Origin of the sequence: Pseudomonas alvandae, assembly GCF_019141525.1 — a bacterium.
Classification (GTDB): Bacteria; Pseudomonadota; Gammaproteobacteria; order Pseudomonadales; family Pseudomonadaceae; genus Aquipseudomonas; species Aquipseudomonas alvandae.
Map to the genome: position 1 here is coordinate 2620725 of NZ_CP077080.1, position 22520 is coordinate 2643244.

The window sequence follows — 22520 nt, forward strand, 5'->3', positions numbered from 1 at the left end:
GGTTCCGTGGGGGCGGGTTCGCTATATAGCGGAATATATAGCGAATGGCTGACAAACGGAACGTGGCATTTTGTCAGAAGTCAGCGGTGGCAGGGCTGCCGTCATCGCGAGCAATCTCGCTCCCACAGGATTTCGGGATGAATGCATGATTGATATTCACACTGAACCCCTGTGGGAGCGAGCTTGCTCGCGATAGCGTCCGGTCAAGCGCCGGGGACTGTCAGGCTTGCGCTCAGCCCTTGAATCGAGCCAGCGCCTCCTCGGCCAGACGCCGCGTCAACTCGCCGCTCGGCAATTCTCGCCCCATGGGAAACGCCTGGCCGGCCCAGAGATTGGAGAAGTCAGCTTCATCTTTGGCGCGCAAGGGCATCAATGCGCCGCCCGCCAGGGGAAAGGCGGGGGCGAGCGGGCTCATCGGGCCGACTTCGCGCATCACTCGGTTGACGATCCCTCGGGCCGGGCGCCCGGTGAACAGATTGGTGACCGCGGTCTGGCTTTCCTTGGCCGTGCGCAACGCCCGGTGATGGGACGCGCTGATCTTGGCTTCCGGCGTGAACAGATAGGCGCTGCCCAGCTGTACCGCCGACGCGCCCAGGGCGAACGCGGCGACGATTCCGCGCGCATCGCCGATACCGCCGGTTGCGATCACCGGCACCTTCACTGCGTCCACGATCTGCGGCAGCAGGGCGAACAGGCCCACTTGAGTGTTGAGGTCTTCACTGAGGAACATCCCGCGATGACCGCCGGCTTCATAACCCATGGCGATGATCGCGTCGCAGCCGTGTTGTTCGAGCCAGATGGCTTCCTCGACGGTGGTGGCCGACGAGAGGATTTTCGCCCCGGTGGCCTTGACCCGATCCAGCAACGACTTTTCCGGCAGGCCGAAGTGGAAGCTGACCACCTTGGGCCGCAACTCTTCCAGCACGCGGCAGGCTGCGTCGTCGAATGGCGTGCGATTGGATACCGGCGTTGGCGCGTCAAAATCGGCGCCAAGCTCTTCGTAATAAGGCTTGAGTCGTTGCTTCCAGGCCTCGGCCCTTTGCTCATCAAAGACCGGCGGTTGGTGGCTGAAAAAATTCACGTTGAACGGCTTGTCGGTCTGTCCTGCAATGTCGGTCAGGGCCTGGCGCAATTGCTCTACATCGAGCATCGCGGCAGGCATCGAACCCATCCCACCGGCATTGGACGTGGCGACCACCATGGCCGGACCGGTCACCCCGGCCAGCGGACCCTGGATGATCGGATGCTCGATGCCGAGCAGGTCGAGAATGCGGGTGTCTGGCCACTGACTCATGTACGGGTGTCTCCGAGGGCAGAAGGAAATGCTGTTTTTAGCAGGAGTGACCCGGCCAGGGCCAGTCGAGTTTTTCAATCGATGCCCGGGTTGATCCCGACGCAAGGAACGGTACCATGCGGACTTCAACCATCAAGGAGCCCGACCCATGGACGTGAAACTCAGGACCGTCGAACCCTTCACGGTCGCCGGATTGCAGGTGCGCACCCGCAACGCCGACGAGCAACGGGACGACGCGGCGAAGATCGGCCCGATGTGGCAGCAGTTCTTCACCGAAGGGGTGTTCGACCGGATCCCGGCGCGTCAGTCGGAGTCGTTCGTCTATGGGGTGTATTCCGACTATGAGTCCGATGCGACTGGCTATTTCAACGTGACGGCGGGTGTGCAGGTCGATGCCACGAGCGCAGGCTACCCCGCCGTGGACGTCGAAGGCGGGGACTACCTGGTGTTCTCGGCCAAGGGCGAGATGCCTGGCTGCGTGATCCAGGCCTGGGGGCTGATCTGGGCGTACTTCGCCGACAACCCGCAGGCCGTGCGCCGGTTCACCACCGATTTCGAGGTGTACAACGCACCCGATTCGGTCGCGATCTATATCGGCGTTCAATCCTCCAGCGAGCGCTCCAGCGCCAACAGCTGACGCTTGCGCTCAACGCCCCATCGGTAGCCGGACAGGTTGCCGTCGCTGCGCACCACCCGATGGCAGGGTATCGCCACGGCGAGGCTGTTGGCACCGCAGGCCTGGGCCACCGCGCGCACCGCTTTGGGCAAGCCGATGCGCTGGGCGATCTCGGCGTAGCTGGCGGTGCTGCCGGGTGGAATCTCCCGCAGAGCCTGCCAGACCCGCTCCTGGAACGCCGTGCCGCGCAGGTCCAACGGCAAATCCAGGCCCAAGGCCGGCGCTTCGATAAACCCCACCACCTGGGCGATCAGTTGCTCGAATTCCCGGTCGGCGCCGATGAGGTTGGCACGGCGGAATTTGTCCTGCAGGTCGCGCACCAGCGCGTCCGGATCATCCCCCAGCAGGATCGCGCATACGCCACGCTCGCTTTGCGCCACCAGGATCGCCCCGAGGGAGCACTGGCCGACGGCGAAGCGAATGTCAGTGTTTTGTCCGGCGGCGCGGTAATCGGCGGGTTTCATGCCCAGGACTTTGTCGGCGGCTTCATAGAAGCGGCTGTTGGAATTGAAGCCGGCGTCATACAGCGCTTCGGTCACCGATCCGGCGTCTGCCAGGCGTTCGCGCACCTTGCGTGAGCGATGGGCTGCGGCGTAGGCCTTGGGTGTCAGGCCGGTGATGGATTTGAAGACTCGATGGAAGTGGAAGGGGCTCAGGCCCGCAGTCCTGGCGAGGTCATTCAGCCCAGGCAGTTCCTCGGCCGCCTCGATCTGCCGGCAGGCGGCCGCGACCCGGGCCGCTTGTTGCGCGGCAATCTGGGTCTGGTCCCTTGCCAGGCGCTTGCTGGGACGGTAGCCGGCGGCCTGGGCCTGTTCCGGCGTGTCGAAGAATTCGACGTTGCGCGGGTTCGGCAGGCGCGACAGGCTGCTGGGGTGGCAATAGATGCCAGTGGTCTTCACGCCGTAGACAAATGTGCCGTCGGCGCGTGGATCCCGGGCGAGCACGGCGGCCCAGCGTGGGTCCTGATCAGGGGAGCGGTTGTTGGAAGTGTTGTTCATGGTCGTTATTCCATTGGCCCGTTTTGCCTAGAGTAAGGAGCCATGCTTGTGACGGCACTCCGGGTCTTGCGGTTGAATTCTGCGCTTTTAACCGGCCATGCGGAACGTCAGGTTGATCCGTTGGGCGCCCAGGCGCGGATGCTCTCCGGGCTTGAGCGGCAGCACGCCGTGGTAGCGTAACCGGTCCACGCCACCCCAGACCACAATGTCGCCATGGAACAACGGGATGCGCTGGCTTTTGTCGCTGCGCTCGAATCCGCCGAACTGGAAGACGGCTGGCAGGCCCAGGGAGAGCGAGACGACGGGGGCCGTCAGGGAACGTTCGTTCTTGTCCTGGTGCAGCGACATGCGTGCGCCAGGCACGTAGCGGTTGATCAGGCAGGCGTCCGGCTCGAAATGCTCGAACCTTGCCTCACGGGCGGCGGCCAGGGCCAGTTCGCGAAATACTTGCGGCATGTCGGGCCAGGGGTGGCCGGTCTGCGGGTCGTGGGCGGTATAGCGGTAGCCGCTGCGGTCAGTGGTCCAGCCGAGCGCGCCACAACTGGTCAAGGCCACCGACATGGTGAAACCGCCGGGCGTGACCATCTGCCGGAACGGTGCTGCCTGCAAGACGCTTTCCAGGGCCGGCAGCAGGCGGTCGAGCCAAGGCAGGGCAAACCCGCGCAGTACAAAGGACTGTCGGCCGATCTGCTCGACCTGGCCTGGGAGAGTGGGCGCCTGGTCGGCGAACAGGTCGAAGGTGATGGGCGTGTCGTCATTGCGCATCATGAAAAATGATCCCGAGTGTATGCCGGCGCCCGCTGTGTACGCGGCTGACGCCATGGCGCAAGTTGACTCGATAATAACCTCGAACGCCTTTGACCGGCCGCTGATGCACGGCGAACACTACGGCGTCGCCTTGTTTCAAGTCGGTGACCTGGGGGCGCGACTGCATACGCGGGCGCTGCTCGGTGAGGACGAACTCGCCCCCGGTGAAGTCCTCGCCGGGTTCCGACAGCAGGATCGCCACCTGCAGCGGGAATACGTGCTCGCCATACAGGTCCTGGTGCAGGCAGTTGTAGTCCTGAGGCCCGTATTGCAGCAGCAATGGAGTGGGGCGTTGTTGACCGGCGGCGTGGCAGCGTTGGATGAAATCGGTGTGTTGCTCGGGAAATCGCGCTTCCAGCCCCATGCATTCATTCCAGCGATTGGCCAGCGGTACCAGCTTCGGATACAGCGACTGACGCAATTGCTGGATCACTTCAGGCAGCGGATAAGCAAAGTACTGGTACTCGCCGCGCCCGAATCCATGGCGCGCCATTATTACCCGTGAACGGAAAAACCCGGGGTCGGCGTACAAGCCGCTCAACCGTTGGCATTGCGCCGCCAGCAGCAGGTTGCGAATGGCGGCACAGCCGTCCTGGTCGAGGTTTCGTTCCAGGGTGGGCCAGTCGAGGTCGGCGAGGTGTTGGGTCAGGGAGGGCGTAGGGGACATGATTGCAATCCTGTTGGAAGGACTGGTCAGTCTGAAGAATGCTGCGGTGCAGGCACCCCGTTTCTTGCTTATTTGAGAGCTCTTGTGGCGAGGGGATTTATCCCCGCTCGGCTGCGCAGCAGTCGTAAGCTCGCATTCACTTTTCACCTGCTGCAATGAGGTAGCAAGTTTTGGGCTGCTGCGCAGCCCAGCGGGGATAAATCCCCTCGCCACGGATGCATGGCTGCGTCTTACAGTGCCTTGCTGACCTTGAGCTCGGTGATCTCGTCGTCCGTCTCGCCATGCAGCTTTTTCAGCGCGGCCATGGCTTCTTCCTCAGTGCCGGTTTGCAGCTGTGCGAACTCGAAGCGGCGTTCGCCGTTGAGCTTGTACTTGATCACGTATTTGGTCGTCGGGGCCACGGTTTTCCTGTCCTTTGCGATAGGGCGGCTCAGCTGAGTTTCGAGCTGGAGCGCCGGATGATCTTGATCTTGTGGGTCAGGGTCGGCTTGCGGGTGACGCTGATGGCGCGACGGCTGACGGTGTCGATGGTAATGTTCCAGAAACCGGTGCTGGGCGCGGTGATCCTGGCCGGGAACGTGTCGAACGCGCCGCCATGGTAAGTGTGCCGGCCACCGTTCTTGAAGCTGCGGAAATTGGCGTCGTTCATCAAGCGGATGTTGCACATTTGGGAGCATTCGATGACGACGATGTCGTCCTCGTTGAGGTGCTCGCGCTGATGGATGAATTTCATGGGTGCCTCCAGAAGGGCATTTCTTGCAATCGACACGGCAAGGTGGGCAAATAATGGCGCGCAGTTTACCAGCACCACGGTGCAATAACCGACCCCTGTCCTGGGTGAAACTTATTTATTGCCGGTAGGCGAATAAAAAAAAACGGGGCGCCGGAGAAAAACGGCGTTTGCATTGTCGGAGGGTCTTTATCGGAGGATTGATATGAAGCGCAGCGTGTGGGTAATGGCCTTGGTCCTGGGTGGATGTGCATCGGTATCGGACATCAACCAGACGCCACCCACCATGAGCGTCATCTCCGGTAAGAAACCTCATGAATACGCCAATTGCGTTGCCGACAAGCTGCTCAAGACCCGTGGCCCGCTGCAGATGGAGCCGCACAAGAACGGCGTCCGGGTGATCGTGCCAGGCCGATTGTCGACGCTGCCCGCGGCGGTGTTCGACATTGACGAGCGTTCCAGTGGCAGCAGCATCAAGTTGCACGAAAGCCTGTCCAACGTGCCGGTGCGTCCGGGAGACGTGCAGGAAGCGGCCAACGCGTGCATCTCCGGTTGAGCGCGTCCCGGGCCTGACGAACGGGCCGGGCATCGGTTAAGCTGCGTCCTTCGAAAAAATGCCGCCACGGTCACGTTGGCGGCATTGTCATTTATGGAGTTCAGTCGATGAAACGCGAGCAGGTCCGCGAGCGCCATGCAGAAGGACTTATCTGCGCCACCCATGTGATACAGAATCCCGCGAGCCCCGGGGAATGGATCGTCTTCTTCAAGAAAAGCGCCGGACGCAGTTTCTTTCTCGTGGATGACCAGGACGAAGTCGAATCCTTCGGCCGGCTCGATGACCTGATCGAGACCTTGCGGGGCCTGGGGATCAAGTTCGCCGAGATTCACATCTAGCTTATTTGCAGACGACCACGACACTGCGGCTGGTGAAGTTCCCGACGTCGACGCCCAAGGTTTTTTCGCTGTCCTTGGCCTGTGGCGTGCCATCGGTGCCGACGATGCGGTAGCCGGTGCCGGCGCATGAGGCATCCGCCTTCTCATAGCAGGTGGCCCAGGAGTTGGCTTCGCCCGAACAGTCGATGGACAGGCCTTGCTCGCCGTTATCCAGGTAGGTTTTTTCCGCCGAGGCACAACCTGCCAGGGCCAGGACTGCGGACAGCGCCAGGAGTGTCTTCATGGGGAGAGTCATCGAGAAGGGAAGGATGGCGCGAGATTATAGCGAATGGCCATTCCGGTACAGCTAAACCAATGGCCCCTTCGAGCACCCAGGCGTCGAAGGGGCTGGTCGATTACTTCTTGCGGCGATTATTGCGCGCTGGCGCCTGTTCGCGCTCCCGGGGCGCCGGTGCAGAGCGCTCGTCCTGGAAGACCGCGGCGACTTCCACCGCCATCGTCTTGCTGGGCAAGGGGCCGGCCACCTGCTCGCCATGGTAGTTGATAATCCACCATTGGCCGTCCTTGTCCTGGCTGACCGAATAACCGTTTGCGTTCTGTGTTGCCGACATCTAGCTGCCTCGTTGGCGGGATCAAGGCGGCCATGATACGCCAAATACCCGCAAACAGCGCTGATGGGCGTACAGTGGGGACCGCTGGAACCATCGAAGCGAAAGGCGATTGAACTATCCGCCGGTTTATTTCTCTATGATGGCATCGGTTGGCCAGTGCAGGCATTGTAAGCCGCCTGCCGGCTGATTAGACTGCGCCGAAACTTGTACACACCGCCTTTTCAAGGACTTATATGATCAAGAAATGCTTGTTCCCAGCAGCCGGTTACGGTACTCGCTTCCTGCCAGCGACTAAAGCCATGCCCAAAGAAATGCTGCCGGTGGTGAACAAGCCACTGATCCAGTACGGCGTCGAAGAAGCCCTCGATGCAGGCCTGACGGAAATTTCCATCGTCACCGGCCGTGGCAAGCGCGCCCTGGAAGACCATTTCGACATCAGCTACGAGCTGGAAAACCAGATCAAGGGCACCGACAAGGAAAAATACCTGGTCGGCATTCGCAAGTTGCTGGACGAGTGCTCGTTCTCCTACACCCGCCAGACCGAAATGAAAGGCCTGGGCCACGCGATCCTCACCGGCCGCCCGTTGATCGGTGACGAACCGTTCGCCGTGGTCCTCGCGGACGACTTGTGCGTGAACCTGGAAGGCGACGGCGTACTGACCCAGATGGTCAAGCTGTACAAGCAGTTCCGCTGCTCCATCGTGGCGATCCAGGAAGTGGATCCGCAGGAAACCAACAAGTACGGTGTGATTGCTGGCGAAATGATCCGCGACGACATCTACCGCGTCCACAGCATGGTTGAAAAACCAAAGCCTGAAGATGCACCGTCGAACCTGGCGATCATCGGCCGCTACATCCTGACCCCGGACATCTTCGACCTGATCGAACAGACCGAACCGGGCAAGGGCGGTGAAATACAGATCACCGACGCCCTGATGAAACAGGCCCAGAACGGCTGCGTCATGGCCTATAAGTTCAAGGGCAAGCGTTTCGACTGCGGTGGCGCCGAAGGTTATATTGACGCGACCAACTTCTGCTTCGAGAACTTCTACAAGACCGGCAAGGCTTACTGATAAGCCTGCGTCGCGCTTGAAAAAAACGCCCCGACTGGTTCGGGGCGTTTTTTTTTGCGCGCGAATAAGCAGGCGCGAAAATCGTCCGTGGCGAGGGAGCTTGCTCCCGCTGGGCGCGAAGCGCCCCCTCTGGCCTCAAAGGCTGCCGACCATTTGCGGCTGCTTCGCAGCCGAGCGGGAGCAAGCTCCCTCGCCACAAAGGCAAGCTGCAAAAAATGCCGTTTGGCTTTTCAGGTTTTACCCCCATAACCATCTGAACGCTGCCCCAGGTGAAAGCAGCAGGTATGCTGACAACCTGCCGAAGGAGATAGATGATGGCCTACGATTTTGATCTGTATGTGATTGGCGCCGGTTCCGGTGGTGTGCGGGCGGCGCGGTTTGCCGCGGGGTTTGGCGCAAAAGTGGGCGTGGCGGAAAGCCGCTACCTGGGCGGTACGTGCGTGAACGTCGGTTGCGTGCCGAAAAAACTGCTGGTCTACGGAGCGCATTACGCCGAGGACTTCGAACAAGCGTCGGCCTACGGCTGGACGGCGGGCGAGGCGAGTTTCGACTGGGCCACGCTGATTGCCAACAAGGATCGCGAGATCAATCGCCTCAACGGCATCTACCGCAACCTGCTGGGCAACAGTGGCGTCACGCTGCATGAAGGCCACGCCAGGATCACCGGCCCTCACGAAGTCGAGATCAACGGCGAGCGCCACACCGCCGAGCACATCATGATCGCCACGGGTGGCTGGCCGGTGATTCCGGATATTCCAGGGCGCGAGCACGCCATCAGTTCCAACGAGGCTTTTTTCCTGAAGACGCTGCCCAAACGCATGCTGGTGGTGGGCGGCGGCTACATCGCGGTGGAATTCGCCGGGATCTTCCACGGCATGGGCGCGCAAACGTCCTTGCTCTATCGCGGCGACCTGTTCCTGCGTGGCTTCGACGGCGCAGTGCGCAAGCATCTGGCCGAGGAGCTCGAGCGTCGTGGCCTGGACCTGCAATTCAACGCGGACATCCAGCGCATCGACAAAGAAGCCGACGGCAGCCTGAAGGTGACACTCAAGGACGGTCGCACGCTGTCCACCGATTGCGTGTTCTACGCCACTGGCCGGCGGCCGATGCTGGACAACCTCGGCCTGGAGAACACCGGCGTGACGCTGGACGAAAAAGGCTTTGTCCAGGTCAACGAAAAATACGAGACCGCCGAGCCGTCGATCCTGGCCATAGGCGACGTGATCGGCCGCGTGCAGCTCACGCCTGTCGCGTTGGCTGAAGGCATGGCGGTGGCGCGACGCCTGTTCAAGCCCGAGCAGTATCGCCTGGTGGATTACCGGATGATTCCCACGGCCGTGTTCAGCCTGCCGAACATCGGCACGGTTGGCCTGACGGAAGAGCAGGCCCGGGAGGAGGGCCATGAGGTGCAGATTTTCGAAAGCCGTTTCCGGCCGATGAAGCTGACCCTCACCGAGTGCCAGGAACGCACGCTGATGAAGCTGGTGGTCGATGCCAAGTCCGACAAAGTGCTGGGTTGCCACATGGTCGGGCCGGACGCAGGGGAAATTGTCCAGGGCCTGGCGATTGCCCTGAAGGCCGGCGCGACCAAGCGTGACTTCGACGAGACCATCGGCGTACACCCGACCGCTGCCGAAGAATTCGTCACCATGCGTACGCCCACTGCCTGATCTCCTCCCCAGAACAAGGCTGCGATCCCTTTGATCCAGCCTTGTGAACTGTTTGGCAACCGCTGCGATCAACCGATCGCCGCCTTCCGCAGCTTCCACAGATTTCTTCTATCTATATGGATTCCTGATAGCCAAAACCAATCATTCGCATGAGGTTTGGCAATGAGCCAATAGCGGAATGAATGGCTAAGATTCACCCCATCAACTTTTCAACCCCTGACGGAGAGTCAACGATGCCTATCATCAACAGCCAAGTTAAACCGTTCAAAGCTACCGCTTTCAAAAACGGCGCATTCGTCGAAGTGTCGGATGCTGACCTGAAAGGCAAGTGGTCTGTCGTGTTCTTCTACCCGGCTGACTTCACCTTCGTTTGCCCAACCGAGCTGGAAGACCTGGCCGACAACTACGCCGAATTCCAGAAACTGGGCGTCGAGATCTACAGCGTGTCCACCGACACTCACTTTGCCCACGCTGCCTGGCACAACACTTCGCCAGCCATCGGCAAGATCCAGTACACCATGATCGGCGACCCGACCCTGGCAATCTCCCGCAACTTCGACGTGCTGATCGAAGAAGCAGGCCTGGCTGACCGCGGTACTTTCGTGATCAACCCAGAAGGTCAGATCAAGATCGTTGAAATCAACGACGGCGGTGTAGGCCGCGACGCTTCCGAGCTGCTGCGCAAGATCAAGGCTGCTCAGTACGTTGCCGCTCACCCAGGCGAAGTCTGCCCAGCCAAGTGGAAAGAAGGCGAGGCCACCCTGGCTCCGTCCCTGGACCTGGTCGGCAAGATCTAAGTCCGTGAGTCATCCGAGGGCGATCCGCTCTTGATCAGGTAAGCCGCTTCGCCCCAAAAAACGCCCGGGCGAGATTCGCTCGGGCGTTGTTTTTTCTGAAATTCAAACATGGAAATCGCCCGTATGTTGGACGCCAATCTTAAAGCTCAGTTGAAGTCATACCTGGAACGGGTCACCCAGCCGATCGAGATCGTTGCATCCCTCGACGACGGTGCGAAATCCCAGGAAATGCTCGCGTTACTCAAAGACGTTGCTAGTCTTTCCAATCAGATTACCTTGCTCGACAACGGCACCGATGCGCGCAAGCCATCGTTCTCGTTGAACCGCCCCGGAGCCGATATCAGCCTGCGTTTCGCCGGCATTCCCATGGGGCATGAATTCACTTCGCTGGTGCTGGCCCTGCTGCAAGTCGGTGGCCACCCTTCGAAGGCCAGTGTCGAAGTGATCGAACAGATCCGCTCGCTCAAGGGCGAGTTCAACTTCGAGACGTATTTCTCGCTGTCGTGCCAGAACTGCCCGGACGTGGTCCAGGCGCTGAACCTGATGGCCGTGCTGAACCCGAACATCAAGCACGTCGCCATCGACGGCGCGCTGTTCCAGGCCGAAGTCGATGAACGCCAGATCATGGCCGTGCCAAGCATCTACTTGAACGGTGTGAACTTCGGCCAGGGCCGCATGGGCCTGGAAGAAATCCTCGCCAAGATCGACACCAGCGGCATCGAGCGCCAAGCCGAGAAGATCAGCGCCAAGGATGCCTTCGACGTGTTGGTGGTTGGCGGTGGCCCGGCCGGTGCCTCGGCGGCGATCTACGCAGCGCGTAAAGGCATCCGCACCGGTGTGGCGGCCGAGCGTTTCGGCGGCCAGGTGCTCGACACCATGGCCATCGAGAACTTCATCTCGGTCCAGGAAACCGAAGGCCCGAAACTGGCCGTTGCCCTGGAAGAACACGTCAAGCAGTACGACGTGGACATCATGAACCTGCAACGCGCCGACGCCTTGGTGCCTGGCACGGACGGCGGGCTGCATGAAGTCAGGTTCGCCAGCGGCGCAAGCCTCAAGGCCAAGACCGTGATCCTGGCGACCGGCGCCCGCTGGCGCGAAATGAACGTGCCGGGTGAGCAACAATATCGCAACAAAGGCGTGGCTTACTGCCCGCACTGCGACGGTCCACTGTTCAAGGGCAAGCGCGTTGCGGTAATCGGTGGCGGCAACTCCGGCGTTGAAGCGGCCATCGACTTGGCCGGTATCGTGTCCCATGTGACCCTGCTGGAGTTCGACGTGCAATTGCGTGCCGACGCAGTGTTGCAGCGCAAACTGCACAGCCTGCCGAACGTGACGGTGATCACCAACGCCCAGACCACTGAAGTAACCGGCGATGGGCAGAAGGTCAACGGCCTGCGCTACAAGGATCGTCCGAGCGGTGAATTGCGCGACGTGGCGCTGGAAGGGATCTTCGTGCAGATCGGCCTATTGCCTAACACCGATTGGCTCAAGGGCACCGTCGAGTTGTCACCGCGTGGCGAGATCATCGTCGATGCCCGTGGCGAAACCTCGATCCCGGGTGTGTTCGCTGCAGGGGACGTGACCACCGTGCCGTACAAGCAGATCGTGATCGCCGTGGGCGAGGGCGCCAAGGCTTCGTTGAGCGCTTTCGATCACCTGATCCGCACGTCCGCGCCGGCCTGATCGCCAGTCGCTGAAACAACAAAACCCCATGGGCCTTGGCTCATGGGGTTTTTTATTTCGAATTACGCATTCTCCTGTGGGAGCGAGCTTGCTCGCGATAGCTGCAGCACATTCAGTATTGACGTGCCAGACAGACCGCTATCGCGAGCAAGGGGGCTGATGTGGTTATAGAACTTGTAACGGCGCAGGCTGGATGATCTCGACCCAGTAGCCATCCGGGTCCTTGATGAACGCCAGGCTTTTCATGCGGCCATCGTTCAGGCGTTTCTGGAAGTCACAGCCCAGCGCTTCGAAGCGTTCGCAGGCGGCGACGACGTCCGGCACCGAGATGCAGATGTGGCCAAAACCGCGCGGGTCGGTGTTGCCGTTGTGGTAGGCAAATGCCGGGTCGTTTTCGGTGCCATGATTGTGGGTCAGTTCGAGAATACCGGGGATCGACTTCATCCACTCGGTGCGCGCCGCCGCGTCCGCCGGGATCTGGTTTTTGTCCACCAGCGCCAGGAAATACAGGCTGAATTCGGCTTCAGGGAAATCACGTTTTTCCACCAGGGAAAAACCCAGCACGCGGGTATAGAAGTCCAAGGATTTGGTAATGTCCTTGACCCGCAGCATGGTGTGGTTGAAGACGAACTTGGCCGTGGCGGTGTCAGGTTGGGCGGTGACGCCAGGAAAAGAGTTGAGTGCTTGCAGGCTCATGGGCCCTCCGGAAAATAAGTGGGGCAAACGGCGTCGCAACTTGGGCGCGACGATCCTGGGCTTGCGCTGGACGGCTTCCTTGCAGGTGTGTCCATGATACGCAAGGGGCATGGCATCGCCAAACATCGCTATTGCCTGGTGATGCCACGCCCATCAGACTTCAGGATTCGCCCTGGAGTGCGTGCAATGTTTCGATCGTTCCTTCCGCTGTCTTTTTTACTGTTCGCCGTCGTGGCGAGTGTCGATGCCGGAGCGGCCGAACCGCAGGTAATCTGGCCCCAGGGCTGGAAAGTCGAGTCGTTGTCTGCCGATGCGCCGGCACCGGGCACCCACCGGCAGCGTGCGACCAAGAGCGACCTTTCAGGTAATGCCTTGATGGTCATGGAACTGACTGTAACGCCTGTAGCGGCGGATCATCAGCCGAACTTGCAAGGCGTGTTGCTGGAAATGCGAAAGTCCCTGCAAAAGGATTTTTTCCAGGGCGGCTATCAAAGCGTCTGCAATAAGATTCACCCTTCCATGTTGGGCGGCGTAACGGCATTGGAAACCACTTGCACGATCACGCAGAACGGGCGTCATGTATTGTCACAAACGTTGGTCGTAGCACTAAGCGAGGGCAGCGCCTACGTGCTGTCCTATGCTGGGCAGGCGCAGGTGTATGTTGAAAGCCAGGACGAAATACAGTCAGTACGAAATAGCCTGAAACTATAAGGCCTCGGTGTACTACTCTGGAATTACTTCCAAAGTTCAGCCATAAAAAAGCCCTGAATGTATTCAGGGCTTTTTCCACTAGTGTTGACTGTCAGCCACGCAGCCACGAATCGACCGTGCTTGCGCCGTACTTTTCCTTCCAGGCTTTCAGGCCGCGATGGTTGCCGCCCTTGGTTTCGATGAGTTCGCCGGTGTGTGGGTTCTGGTAAACCTTGACGACCCTGGCCCGGCGGGTCTTTGGGGTCTTGGCGGAGAGGCTGCCCGACTTGGACGGGTTCGGCTCGAGGATCGCGATAATGTCACGCAGGCCTTTGCCGTAGGTTTTCATCAGCCCCTGGAGCTTCTCTTCGAATTCGATTTCTTTCTTGAGCCCGGCGTCATTCTTCAGTGCCTCCAGCTGTGCGAGCTGTTCCTGAAGGGCCTTCTCGGCTTTGCGAAATTCAGCGAGTCTGGACAATATCAATACTCCAATAGAAATAAATGGCTGATACCAACCGCAAACAAAGCTATAAGCCAAGCGCTTTGTAGCGACTCGGTGACTAATGACTCTCCTGCTATCGGGTACAGGCAGAAAAAATTGTAGTAGTTAAACCGAAAAGTGTAAATCGTAACTTTTTCGTTATGTAACAACAGTAGACGTTCTAGCGAGAGCGCGCTTTCATCGTCAAGCGCTTGGCGGCGGAAAATGGCCACTAACGGTACTCGCTGTCGCAATAAATTTTTTCTCCTGATCGCACATATCAATAGACAGCACTCTATAAAGTTCACGCGTCGGGCTGCGGAAAGTCACTCTCACTCAGTAGGTTATTTAAGATTCGAGCTTGCTGTCACCCAAGCGAACGCCGCATCAGACCGGGTGCAACGCCTGGGCCAGTTCAATAAATGCAAGGGTTGCGGGAGAGGCCTGGCGGCGATCCAGCACGGCCAGGCCGATCTGGCGTGGAACCCGTGGTGACAAGGCTCGTTTGGCGATACGTGGATCATCGAGGGGCGGCAACGAGCCTTCGGACACCACGCTTACCGCGTCGCCACGACTGACGATATCGAGCGTGCTGAGCAACTGCGAGCAGCGATAACGTACGTTCGGTGTGAGCCGAGCGGCATTGAACAGGCGCCAGACCAGTTCCGACGAGCCGGCCTCGGTGAGTATGAAAGGGTCGTTGCACAGCTCGCCGAGCTTGAGATTGGCCTGGGCGGCGAGGGGGTGAGCGGCGGGGAGCAGAGCGACCATTTGGTCCTCCATCAACGCGAATGTATCGAAGCGCTCTTCAGGCAAGACCACGAAGCCGACGTCGACTCGCCGTTCATCCAGCCACTGTAGAACCTGCCGGTCCGGCCCCTCGTCGATGTGCACCTCGATCCCCGGGTGCAAGGCACGGAAGCGCTCCAGGATGGACGGCAGCAACTTCATCGACGACGTCGGACCGAACGAGCCGATGCGCAACGTGCCGCGGCGCATCCCTCGGGCGTCGGCGGCTTCCTGGCGCAAGGTGTTCGCCAACCCGAGCATGGCCCGGGCCCGCAACAGCAACTGCTGGCCGATGTCGCTCGGCTCGACGAGGGACTGATGACGTCGGAACAATTCGACGCCCAATTCCTGTTCGAGGGTTTTGATGGCGTGTGACACCGCTGACTGGCCGATGCCCAGGCGTGTCGCGGCTGCCGTGAACCCGCGCAGCTCGGCGACCAGCGAGAAGATTTCGAGTTGGGTGAGTGTCATGAGGAAAGGCTCATTTTACGATGACCAGACATGAGTAGAACAATACGGCATCCCAGCAATACAGAAAACCGTGGCGAGGGAGCTTGCTCCCGCTGGACCGCGCAGCGGGCCCATCGCTGGTAAATGAAAGGACTGCTTCGCAGCCCAGCGCGAGCAAGCTCCCTCGCCACAGGTAATTCGTCCTATTCAACGTGGTGAAACCATGAAAACCCTCGAACAAACCGTCCCAATCCCTTCAGACCTTCCGGTCTATCTAAAGCTCGCCATGGTCACGATGATCTGGGGCGGGACTTTCGTGGCCGGGCGGATCCTCTCCGATGCCCTGGCGCCCCTGTTCGCGGCCAGCCTGCGGTTCCTGCTGGCGAGTGGCGCGCTGTTGGTGTTTCTCGGCCTGGCCGGCATTCCCCTGGCCAGGCCCAGCCTGAAGCAGGGCGTGCAACTGGCGGTGCTGGGATTCTTCGGTATCTTCTTCTACAACCTGTGCTTCTTTTATGGCTTGCAGTACATCAACGCATCACGGGCCTCGCTGATAGTGGCATTGAATCCGGCCGTGATCGGGTTGGCCTCCTGGTGGCTGTTCAAGGAGCGGTTGGGGCGCTTGAAAATCATCGGCATCGCGCTGTGTATCGGCGGGGCGGGGCTGGTGATCGTCAGTCGTGATCCGTCCTTGCTGCAGGCAACGGGGCAGGGCTGGACCGGCGACTTGCTGATTTTCGGCTGCGTGCTGGGATGGGGCATTTATTCGCTGTTCTCCCGAAGCCTCAACGAAAGCCTTGGCCCGTTGCAGACGGTCACCTGGTCGATCCTGTTGGGCACGCTGATGTTGTGGGCTGCCTGTGCGACGGTGGGTGAGGTTCGCTTGGAGGCGTTGACCGCGCTGGACATCAGGCAATGGCTGAGCCTGCTATACCTCGGCGTGCTGGGCTCGGCCCTGGCCTACATCGCCTGGTATGACGGTATTCGCCGGATTGGCGCAACCCGTTCCGGCGTGTTCATCGCACTCAATCCGCTGACGGCGGTGTTGCTGGGGGCGTTGTTGCTGGACGAACGGCTCACGGCCCTGATGTGCGTCGGCGGCGGCGTGATTCTGGCGGGCATTTTCCTCTGCAACAAACCCCTTGCACGGTCGGCGCAAAAGGCGATTTGATACAGAAGGCGGACAAATCCAGTTACGCTGTGTAGAATCGGTTTACGCATACAAGAATAACGTCTTCTGGCAGCAGAAGCCTCGCCCGCAAGAGCCTTGGGTCGACAATGAAGATACTTGGGTTTCAACTGATCTATGGCGATTTCCTCGCCCGCAGCGTTCGTGGCATCTCCTGCGCGCCGCCCCGTGCCCTCAGCATCACTGGCAACTAACGTTTCCTGTTAATTGATAAGCATGATGAGGCGCCGACATGGCAGATCTATACGAAAACCCCATGGGCCTGATGGGCTTTGAATTCATCGAATTCGCGTCCCCTACGCCCAACACCCTGGAGCCGATCTTCGAGATCATGGGCTTCACCAAAGTGGCCACCCACCGGTCCAAGGATGTGCACCTGTATCGCCAGGGCGCGATCAACCTGATCCTCAACAACGAACCCCATAGCGTCGCTTCGTATTTCGCGGCCGAGCACGGCCCGTCGGTGTGCGGCATGGCGTTCCGGGTCAAGGACTCGCAAAAAGCCTACAAGCGCGCCCTGGAGCTTGGCGCCCAGCCGATCCATATCGAAACCGGCCCGATGGAGCTGAACCTGCCTGCCATCAAAGGTATCGGCGGCGCGCCGCTGTACCTGATCGACCGTTTTGGCGAAGGCAGTTCGATCTATGACATCGACTTCGTGTTCCTCGAAGGCGTCGACCGCAACCCGGTGGGCGCGGGCCTGAAAATCATCGATCACCTGACCCACAACGTGTATCGCGGGCGCATGGCCTACTGGGCGAACTTCTACGAGAAGCTGTTCAACTTCCGCGAGATCCGTTACTTCGACATCAAGGGCGAATACACCGGCCTGACGTCCAAGGCGATGACCGCTCCGGACGGCATGATTCGCATCCCGTTGAACGAAGAATCGTCCAAGGGCGCCGGCCAGATCGAAGAGTTCCTGATGCAGTTCAACGGCGAGGGCATCCAGCACGTGGCGTTCCTCACCGACGACCTGATCAAGACCTGGGACCAGTTGAAGAAAATCGGCATGCGCTTCATGACCGCGCCGCCGGACACCTACTACGAAATGCTCGAAGGTCGCCTGCCGAACCACGGTGAACCTGTCGGTGAGCTGCAATCGCGTGGCATTTTGCTGGACGGTGCGTCCGAGCAAGGCGATAAGCGCCTGCTGCTGCAGATATTTTCGGAAACCCTGATGGGCCCGGTGTTCTTCGAGTTCATCCAGCGCAAGGGCGACGACGGCTTCGGCGAGGGCAACTTCAAGGCCCTGTTCGAGTCGATCGAGCGCGACCAGGTGCGTCGTGGTGTGCTCGCTACCGAGTAACCGCTGAAACAATAAAAAGCCCGCCCGGCAGTGATGCCGGGCGGGCTTTTTATTGTCAATACACAACCCTTTGTGGGAGCGAGCTTGCTCGCGATAGCGGTATATCAGCCGGCAAAGATGTTGGCTGACACTCCGCTATCGCGAGCAAGCTCGCTCCCACAGGGGGGCAGACGGTGACCTTAAGTCCTGCGCCGCTGCCTCACCAAGTGCTTGAACCCTTCGAACACCAGTACCGCCACGGCCATCCAGATGGGGATGTAGGTCAGCCATTCTTCGGCCTTGATACTTTCTCCCAGCAACAGCGCAACGCCCAGCAGCAACACGGGTTCTACATAGCTCAACAACCCGAACAGGCTGAACGGCAGCAGTCGACTGGCGACGATATAGGACACCAGCGCCGACGCACTGATGACACCGAGAATCGGGATCAACAGCGACAGCCACGGGTATTGGTCGAAAACCCCGAAGCCCTGTTCACCGCTCTGCACGAACCAGAGCGCCAATGGCAGCATCAATGTCATGTCCAGCCAGAGCCCGCCCAGGTTGTCGGTACGCAGGCGTTTGCGCAGGATGAAATAGATGGGATAGCCCACCACCACCAATAACGTCGCCCAGGAAAAACCACCCACCTGGTAGAGCTCGTTGAGCACGCCCAGGGTGGCGAAAAACACCGCGACCTTTTGCAAGCGGGAGAGGCGCTCGCCATAGACGATACGTCCGGTCAGGACCATCGATAACGGCAGCAGGAAATAGCCCAGCGACACGTCCAGGCTGTAGCCGTTGAGCGGCGCCCACATGAACAGCCACAACTGCGCGCCCATCAGTGCCGATGACGCCATTGCACCCAGCAGCAAGCGCGGCGTGGCGACCAGGCGTGCGACAAGATCCGAGACGAGTTTCCATTCGCGGGCGATCAACATGAACGCGGTCATGCACGGCATCGTCAGCAACATGCGCCAGCCGAAAATCTCCAGGCCGGTCAGTGGCGTGAGCAGTGAGGTGTAGTAATACATGACGGCGAACAGGGCGGATGCCGAGACCGATAGAGCGATGCCTTTGGACACTGATGCCTCTTGTTATTGGATGAGCCTGAGTCTCCGTGGCGAGGGCGCAAGCTCCCTCGCCACGGTGGTATCTGTGTAGGTTACGACGTACGCGGCACGCGTCCTGGCACGAAGTGGCCGACATCATTGAACCCCGGCGTCGAGGCATGCCCCGGCGTCACCAGCGAATCGATGAACGCTTCATCTTCCGCCGTGATCTTCACCGCCTGCGCCTTGGTGTACGAATCCCATTGCTCCTCGGTGCGCGGCCCGACGATGGCCGAGGTCACGGCATTGTTGTTCAGTACCCAGGCGATGGCGAACTCGACGATGCCTACGCCCCGGCCCTGGGTGTATTCCAGGATCTGCTGGGCAATGCGCAAGGACTCGACCCGCCATTCGGTTTCCAGGATGCGCTTGTCCTGGCGTCCGGCGCGGCTGTTGGCGTCCGGTGCGACGTCTGGCGCGTATTTGCCGCTGAGCACACCGCGAGCCAGTGGGCTGAACGGCACCACGCCAAGGCCATAATTCTGCGCCGCCGTGATTTGCTCGGTTTCCGCCTGGCGGTTGACGATGTTGTACAGCGGTTGGCTGATCACCGGGCGGTCGATGCCCAGGCTGTCGGCAATTCGGATCACCTCGGCGATGCGCCAGCCGCGGTAGTTCGACAGGCCCCAATAGCGGATCTTGCCCTGGCGGATCAAATCGCCGATCGCTGACACGGTGACGTGCAGCGGGGTGTTGTGGTCTTCGCGGTGCAGGTAATAGATGTCCAGGTAATCGGTGCCCAGGCGCGTCAGGCTGGCCTCGATGCCATTGAACAGATGCTTGCGGCTCAGGCCGCTGCGGTTGGGCACACCGTCCGGCGGGCCGAAACCGACCTTGGTGGCGAGCACCCACTCGTGGCGACGACTGGCAATCGCTTCGCCGACGATTTCTTCGGAGCGACCGCCGGTGTAGACGTCCGCCGTGTCGATGAAATTGATGCCCTGGTCCCAGGCCTTGTCGATGATCCGCAGCGAATCCTCGGTGCTGGTCTGTTCGCCGAACATCATCGTGCCCAGGGTCAACGTCGAGACTTGCAACCCGGAATGGCCTAGCGTGCGGTAGCTCATGACAAGATCCTTTTATCCATGGGAAAGGCTCAATCAAATACCAGAACCGCCGCGTGGATCCAACCGTTTTCTCAAACACCCCCAATCAACTGTGGGAGCGAGCTTGCTCGCGATAGCGTCAGGTCAGCCAACATCTGTATCGACTGGTTCACCGCCATCGCGAGCAAGCTCGCTCCCACAGGGTAAGAGGTGGGTCAGGCCCGCAGGGTGCGAGTCATGCGCAACGCCAGCAGGCTGCCGCAGACGATCACGCCGGCCAGCAGGTACAACGCCGCGTCGGTCGAGCCGGTGGCGTCCTTGACCCAGCCCACCAGGTACGGGCTGAGGAAGCCGGCCATCTGGCCCATGGAGTTGATCAACGCCAAACCACCCGCCGCCGCGCCTGCGCTGAGCAGGGCGGTGGGCACCGGCCAGAACATCGGCAGGCCGGTGAGGGCGCCCATGGTGGCGATGGACAGGCCGAGGATGGCGATGGCTGGCGTGGTGGCGAAGTTCACCGCGATCAGCAGCCCCACCGCGCCCATCAGCATCGGCACCACCAGGTGCCAGCGGCGCTCCTTGTGCAGGTCCGCCGAGCGGCCTACCAGCAGCATGAACACCGCCGCCAGCAGATAAGGGATCGCACTCAGCCAGCCGATCACGAGGTTATCGCTGAAGCCGAGGTTCTTGATGATCGACGGCAGCCAGAAGTTGATCGCGTATACGCCGCTCTGGATGCAGAAGTACACCAGGCCAAACGCCCAGATCGCCGGGTTCCTGAACACCGCCGCCAGTGAGTCGGTGCTGGTTTTCGGTTTGTTGGCCTGGTCTTCGGCGTGGTCGGCGGTGAGCACGGCACGTTCATGATCGGTCAGCCAGGTGGCCTTGGCGAAGGTGTCGCTGAGCAGGAAGAACGCCAGCGCGCCGAGGATCACCGTCGGGATGCCTTGCAGCAGGAACATCCACTGCCAGCCGGCTAGGCCACCTTGCCCGGCGGCGAAGTGGTTGAGGATCCAGCCGGAAAACGGGCTGCCAAGCAGGCCGGACACCGGGATGGCCGACATGAACAGCGCCATGATGCGGCCACGGCGGAACGTCGGGAACCACTGCGAGAGGTACAGCACGACGCCAGGGAAGAACCCGGCTTCGGCCGCGCCGGTGAACAGCCGCAAGGTGTAGAACTGGGTCGGCGTAGTCACGAACAACAGGCAGGTCGACAGCGTGCCCCAGGTGATCATCATCAGCGCGATCCAGCGCCGAGGGCCGAACTTGGTCAAGGCCAGGTTGCTCGGCACGCCGCACAGGACGTAGCCGATGAAGAAAATCCCGGCGCCGAGACCGTATACGGTTTCGCTGAATTTCAACGCGTCGAGCATCTGCAACTTGGCGAAGCCAACGTTCACCCGGTCGAGGTAATTGAACAGGTAGCAGATGAAGATGAACGGGATCAAGCGCAGGGTGATGCGCTTGTAGACGGTATTTTTTTCGTCGTGGGTAGCCAGGAGGGCTGTTGCGCTCTGGGACATGGCGGGTCTCTCTTTATTATGATTTTGGCGTGCCAAGGGGTAACGTTGACCGCCCCTTGAGTCTCGGCCAGCCCAAGGTCCCGTGTCTTTGTGCCGGAGCACAGGGTTTGCAGGCCGACCCTGTGCGCCTGACCAATCACGCGGGCGCTGCACCTCAAAAACAACAATCACGCCGCTTGCAAGGAACACCGCCCATGTTCGAACTCGATCACGACCTGGCGCAGGACATCGTCGACCGGGCGATGGCGATCCTGCCCTATAACGTCAACGTCATGGACAACCAGGGCCTGATCCTCGGCAGCGGCGAGCGCGAGCGCATCAATACCCGCCACGAGGGCGCGCAACTGGTCCTGGCCAACGGCCGGGTCGTGGAAATCGACGAACACACCGCCGTGCACCTCAAGGGCGTGCAGCCGGGGATCAACCTGCCGTTGATGCTCGACCAGCGGCTGATCGGCGTGCTGGGCATCACCGGCGAACCCGCACAATTGCGCACCTACGCCGAACTGGTGCGCATGACCGCGGAAATGCTGCTCGGCCAGCGCAACCAGCAGGCCGAGCAGCAATGGCGCCGCCAGCGTTGCGATGATTTGCTGGCGTTGCTGCTGGGCGATGCTGGGGATTCGCCACGGTTGCTCGACGAGGCGCAGCAGATGGGCCTCAAGCCGCAGCTGTCACGGGTGCCGTATCTGTTTGAACTGGGCCTGGAGCATGGCCCCGGGCAAACCGTGGAATCGTTGAGCGCTTGGTTGATGTCGCGCTACCCGGACAGTTGGTGCCTGACTCCGTCCAAATCCTCATTGCTCTGGTGCCGGCCGGTCACGGCTTCGGTGGAGAACGAGCGCCTGCTGGGCAAGCTCGACGGCTTGGGCTGGAATATTCTTCGAATCGCTGTGGGTGGGCAGGCCGAAGGCTTGGCGGGCCTGCGCCGTTGCTACCGGCGGGTGGCGGATTTGCTGGCGTATGGGCGCGATGTCCTGCCGCAGTCACGCTTGTTGATCCTCAATCGCTATCGTCTGCCGGTGATGCTCTGGCGGCATCGCAGCGACGATGCGCTGGACGAGCTGCTGACCCCGTTGCGCAAAGTCATCGCCAAGGACAGCAACGGCCAACTGCTGGCTACACTGCGAAGCTGGTGCGAACACGACGGCCAGAGCCAGGCCTGCGCCGACGCCCTGGGCATCCACCGCAACAGCCTGCGCTATCGCATGGAGCGCATCGCCGAACTCAGCGGCGTCGACCCGCTCAGGCTGGATGGGATGTTGGCGTTGTACCTGGGCGTCCAGTTGTTGCCACAGACCGTCGATACCCCCACATAACCTATGTGGGGTGCAATTGACTCATAACCCCGTG

General features: G+C 60.6%; 25 protein-coding genes. 11 read left to right on the forward strand and 14 right to left on the reverse strand.

The annotated features are described in order from the left end of the window. Nucleotides 1–232: 232 nt before the first annotated feature. Nucleotides 233–1294 carry an NAD(P)H-dependent flavin oxidoreductase gene (locus tag KSS97_RS11750; protein WP_198798338.1) on the reverse strand — a complete coding sequence of 354 codons (1062 nt, stop codon included), beginning with the start codon at nucleotides 1292–1294 and terminating at the stop codon, nucleotides 233–235. Between the two features lie 148 nt (nucleotides 1295–1442). On the opposite strand from KSS97_RS11750, the gene KSS97_RS11755 reads away from it, so the two are divergent. Next, the gene (locus KSS97_RS11755; RefSeq protein WP_217861703.1) at nucleotides 1443–1931 is read left to right on the forward strand and encodes a GyrI-like domain-containing protein; all 489 of its coding nucleotides are present in this window, start codon (nucleotides 1443–1445) and stop codon (nucleotides 1929–1931) included. Here the strand turns inward: KSS97_RS11755 and ada are convergent. The 5 genes from ada to KSS97_RS11780 all read right to left on the reverse strand — a co-directional run bounded on the left by ada (nucleotide 1895) and on the right by KSS97_RS11780 (nucleotide 5175). Beyond that, on the reverse strand, nucleotides 1895–2968 hold the full coding sequence (ada, locus tag KSS97_RS11760) for a bifunctional DNA-binding transcriptional regulator/O6-methylguanine-DNA methyltransferase Ada (RefSeq protein WP_030142228.1): 1074 nt from the start codon (nucleotides 2966–2968) through the stop codon (nucleotides 1895–1897). The genes KSS97_RS11755 and ada overlap by 37 nt on opposite strands. An 87-nt stretch (nucleotides 2969–3055) precedes the next feature. After that, nucleotides 3056–3736 (reverse strand): DNA oxidative demethylase AlkB, encoded by a 681-nt coding sequence (gene alkB / locus KSS97_RS11765; protein ID WP_438269629.1) that lies wholly within the window; start codon nucleotides 3734–3736, stop codon nucleotides 3056–3058. Further along, entirely contained in the window at nucleotides 3723–4442 is a 720-nt protein-coding gene (locus tag KSS97_RS11770) for a 2OG-Fe(II) oxygenase (protein ID WP_217861704.1), read from the reverse strand. Before KSS97_RS11770 ends, alkB begins: the two co-directional genes overlap by 14 nt. A gap of 230 nt (nucleotides 4443–4672) precedes the next feature. Continuing rightward, nucleotides 4673–4843, reverse strand: coding sequence for a hypothetical protein (locus KSS97_RS11775; protein ID WP_217861705.1), 171 nt, complete (start codon nucleotides 4841–4843; stop codon nucleotides 4673–4675). Nucleotides 4844–4872: 29 nt separating this feature from the next. Next, entirely contained in the window at nucleotides 4873–5175 is a 303-nt protein-coding gene (locus KSS97_RS11780; RefSeq protein WP_030142225.1) for a DUF1883 domain-containing protein, read from the reverse strand. A 202-nt stretch (nucleotides 5176–5377) separates the two neighbouring features. On the opposite strand from KSS97_RS11780, the gene KSS97_RS11785 reads away from it, so the two are divergent. Together KSS97_RS11785 and KSS97_RS11790 are read left to right on the forward strand one after the other, a co-directional pair. Next, entirely contained in the window at nucleotides 5378–5728 is a 351-nt protein-coding gene (locus KSS97_RS11785; RefSeq protein WP_217861706.1) for a hypothetical protein, read from the forward strand. 107 nt (nucleotides 5729–5835) lie between these two features. Further along, nucleotides 5836–6066 carry a hypothetical protein gene (locus KSS97_RS11790; protein WP_030142223.1) on the forward strand — a complete coding sequence of 77 codons (231 nt, stop codon included), beginning with the start codon at nucleotides 5836–5838 and terminating at the stop codon, nucleotides 6064–6066. A gap of 1 nt (nucleotide 6067) precedes the next feature. On the opposite strand, the gene KSS97_RS11795 is transcribed toward KSS97_RS11790, so the two are convergent. Then, nucleotides 6068–6349 (reverse strand): hypothetical protein, encoded by a 282-nt coding sequence (locus tag KSS97_RS11795; protein WP_030142222.1) that lies wholly within the window; start codon nucleotides 6347–6349, stop codon nucleotides 6068–6070. Between the two features lie 112 nt (nucleotides 6350–6461). Then, nucleotides 6462–6677: a hypothetical protein gene (locus KSS97_RS11800; RefSeq protein WP_030142221.1), complete on the reverse strand. Its 216-nt coding sequence runs from the start codon at nucleotides 6675–6677 to the stop codon at nucleotides 6462–6464. A gap of 233 nt (nucleotides 6678–6910) precedes the next feature. Between KSS97_RS11800 and galU the strand changes: the two genes are divergently transcribed. From galU to ahpF, 4 genes are all read left to right on the forward strand, one after another. Continuing rightward, the gene (gene galU, locus KSS97_RS11805) at nucleotides 6911–7750 is read left to right on the forward strand and encodes a UTP--glucose-1-phosphate uridylyltransferase GalU (protein ID WP_003182953.1); all 840 of its coding nucleotides are present in this window, start codon (nucleotides 6911–6913) and stop codon (nucleotides 7748–7750) included. A gap of 314 nt (nucleotides 7751–8064) precedes the next feature. Further along, complete coding sequence (gene gorA, locus KSS97_RS11810) at nucleotides 8065–9420, forward strand: glutathione-disulfide reductase (RefSeq protein ID WP_217861707.1); 1356 nt, start codon at nucleotides 8065–8067, stop codon at nucleotides 9418–9420. A gap of 233 nt (nucleotides 9421–9653) precedes the next feature. Beyond that, on the forward strand, nucleotides 9654–10217 hold the full coding sequence (gene ahpC, locus KSS97_RS11815) for an alkyl hydroperoxide reductase subunit C (RefSeq protein WP_011061677.1): 564 nt from the start codon (nucleotides 9654–9656) through the stop codon (nucleotides 10215–10217). A 123-nt stretch (nucleotides 10218–10340) separates the two neighbouring features. Next, on the forward strand, nucleotides 10341–11903 hold the full coding sequence (ahpF, locus tag KSS97_RS11820; RefSeq protein ID WP_198798346.1) for an alkyl hydroperoxide reductase subunit F: 1563 nt from the start codon (nucleotides 10341–10343) through the stop codon (nucleotides 11901–11903). 165 nt (nucleotides 11904–12068) lie between these two features. On the opposite strand, the gene gloA is transcribed toward ahpF, so the two are convergent. Next, nucleotides 12069–12599 carry a lactoylglutathione lyase gene (gene gloA, locus KSS97_RS11825; RefSeq protein ID WP_198798343.1) on the reverse strand — a complete coding sequence of 177 codons (531 nt, stop codon included), beginning with the start codon at nucleotides 12597–12599 and terminating at the stop codon, nucleotides 12069–12071. A gap of 186 nt (nucleotides 12600–12785) precedes the next feature. On the opposite strand from gloA, the gene KSS97_RS11830 reads away from it, so the two are divergent. Further along, entirely contained in the window at nucleotides 12786–13310 is a 525-nt protein-coding gene (locus tag KSS97_RS11830) for a DUF4946 domain-containing protein (protein WP_217861708.1), read from the forward strand. 91 nt (nucleotides 13311–13401) lie between these two features. On the opposite strand, the gene KSS97_RS11835 is transcribed toward KSS97_RS11830, so the two are convergent. Further along, a complete protein-coding gene (locus KSS97_RS11835) occupies nucleotides 13402–13767 on the reverse strand; it encodes a histone-like nucleoid-structuring protein, MvaT/MvaU family (RefSeq protein WP_030142216.1) in 366 nt (121 codons plus the stop codon). Between the two features lie 390 nt (nucleotides 13768–14157). Beyond that, nucleotides 14158–15030 carry a LysR family transcriptional regulator gene (locus tag KSS97_RS11840; RefSeq protein WP_217861709.1) on the reverse strand — a complete coding sequence of 291 codons (873 nt, stop codon included), beginning with the start codon at nucleotides 15028–15030 and terminating at the stop codon, nucleotides 14158–14160. A 202-nt stretch (nucleotides 15031–15232) separates the two neighbouring features. On the opposite strand from KSS97_RS11840, the gene KSS97_RS11845 reads away from it, so the two are divergent. Both KSS97_RS11845 and hppD read left to right on the forward strand, forming a co-directional pair. Next, nucleotides 15233–16177 carry a DMT family transporter gene (locus KSS97_RS11845; RefSeq protein ID WP_030142213.1) on the forward strand — a complete coding sequence of 315 codons (945 nt, stop codon included), beginning with the start codon at nucleotides 15233–15235 and terminating at the stop codon, nucleotides 16175–16177. A 250-nt stretch (nucleotides 16178–16427) separates the two neighbouring features. Further along, nucleotides 16428–17504 (forward strand): 4-hydroxyphenylpyruvate dioxygenase, encoded by a 1077-nt coding sequence (gene hppD / locus KSS97_RS11850; protein WP_030142212.1) that lies wholly within the window; start codon nucleotides 16428–16430, stop codon nucleotides 17502–17504. Nucleotides 17505–17683: 179 nt separating this feature from the next. Here hppD and rarD read toward each other — a convergent pair whose 3' ends face one another. From rarD to KSS97_RS11865, 3 genes are all read right to left on the reverse strand, one after another. Then, the gene (gene rarD, locus KSS97_RS11855) at nucleotides 17684–18568 is read right to left on the reverse strand and encodes an EamA family transporter RarD (protein ID WP_217861710.1); all 885 of its coding nucleotides are present in this window, start codon (nucleotides 18566–18568) and stop codon (nucleotides 17684–17686) included. 80 nt (nucleotides 18569–18648) lie between these two features. Further along, a complete protein-coding gene (locus tag KSS97_RS11860; RefSeq protein WP_030141249.1) occupies nucleotides 18649–19662 on the reverse strand; it encodes an aldo/keto reductase in 1014 nt (337 codons plus the stop codon). Between the two features lie 194 nt (nucleotides 19663–19856). Continuing rightward, nucleotides 19857–21167, reverse strand: a complete 1311-nt coding sequence (locus tag KSS97_RS11865; RefSeq protein ID WP_217861711.1) for an MFS transporter — start codon at nucleotides 21165–21167, stop codon at nucleotides 19857–19859. 194 nt (nucleotides 21168–21361) lie between these two features. Between KSS97_RS11865 and KSS97_RS11870 the strand changes: the two genes are divergently transcribed. Continuing rightward, complete coding sequence (locus KSS97_RS11870; protein WP_030141251.1) at nucleotides 21362–22486, forward strand: sugar diacid recognition domain-containing protein; 1125 nt, start codon at nucleotides 21362–21364, stop codon at nucleotides 22484–22486. Nucleotides 22487–22520: the final 34 nt, after the last annotated feature.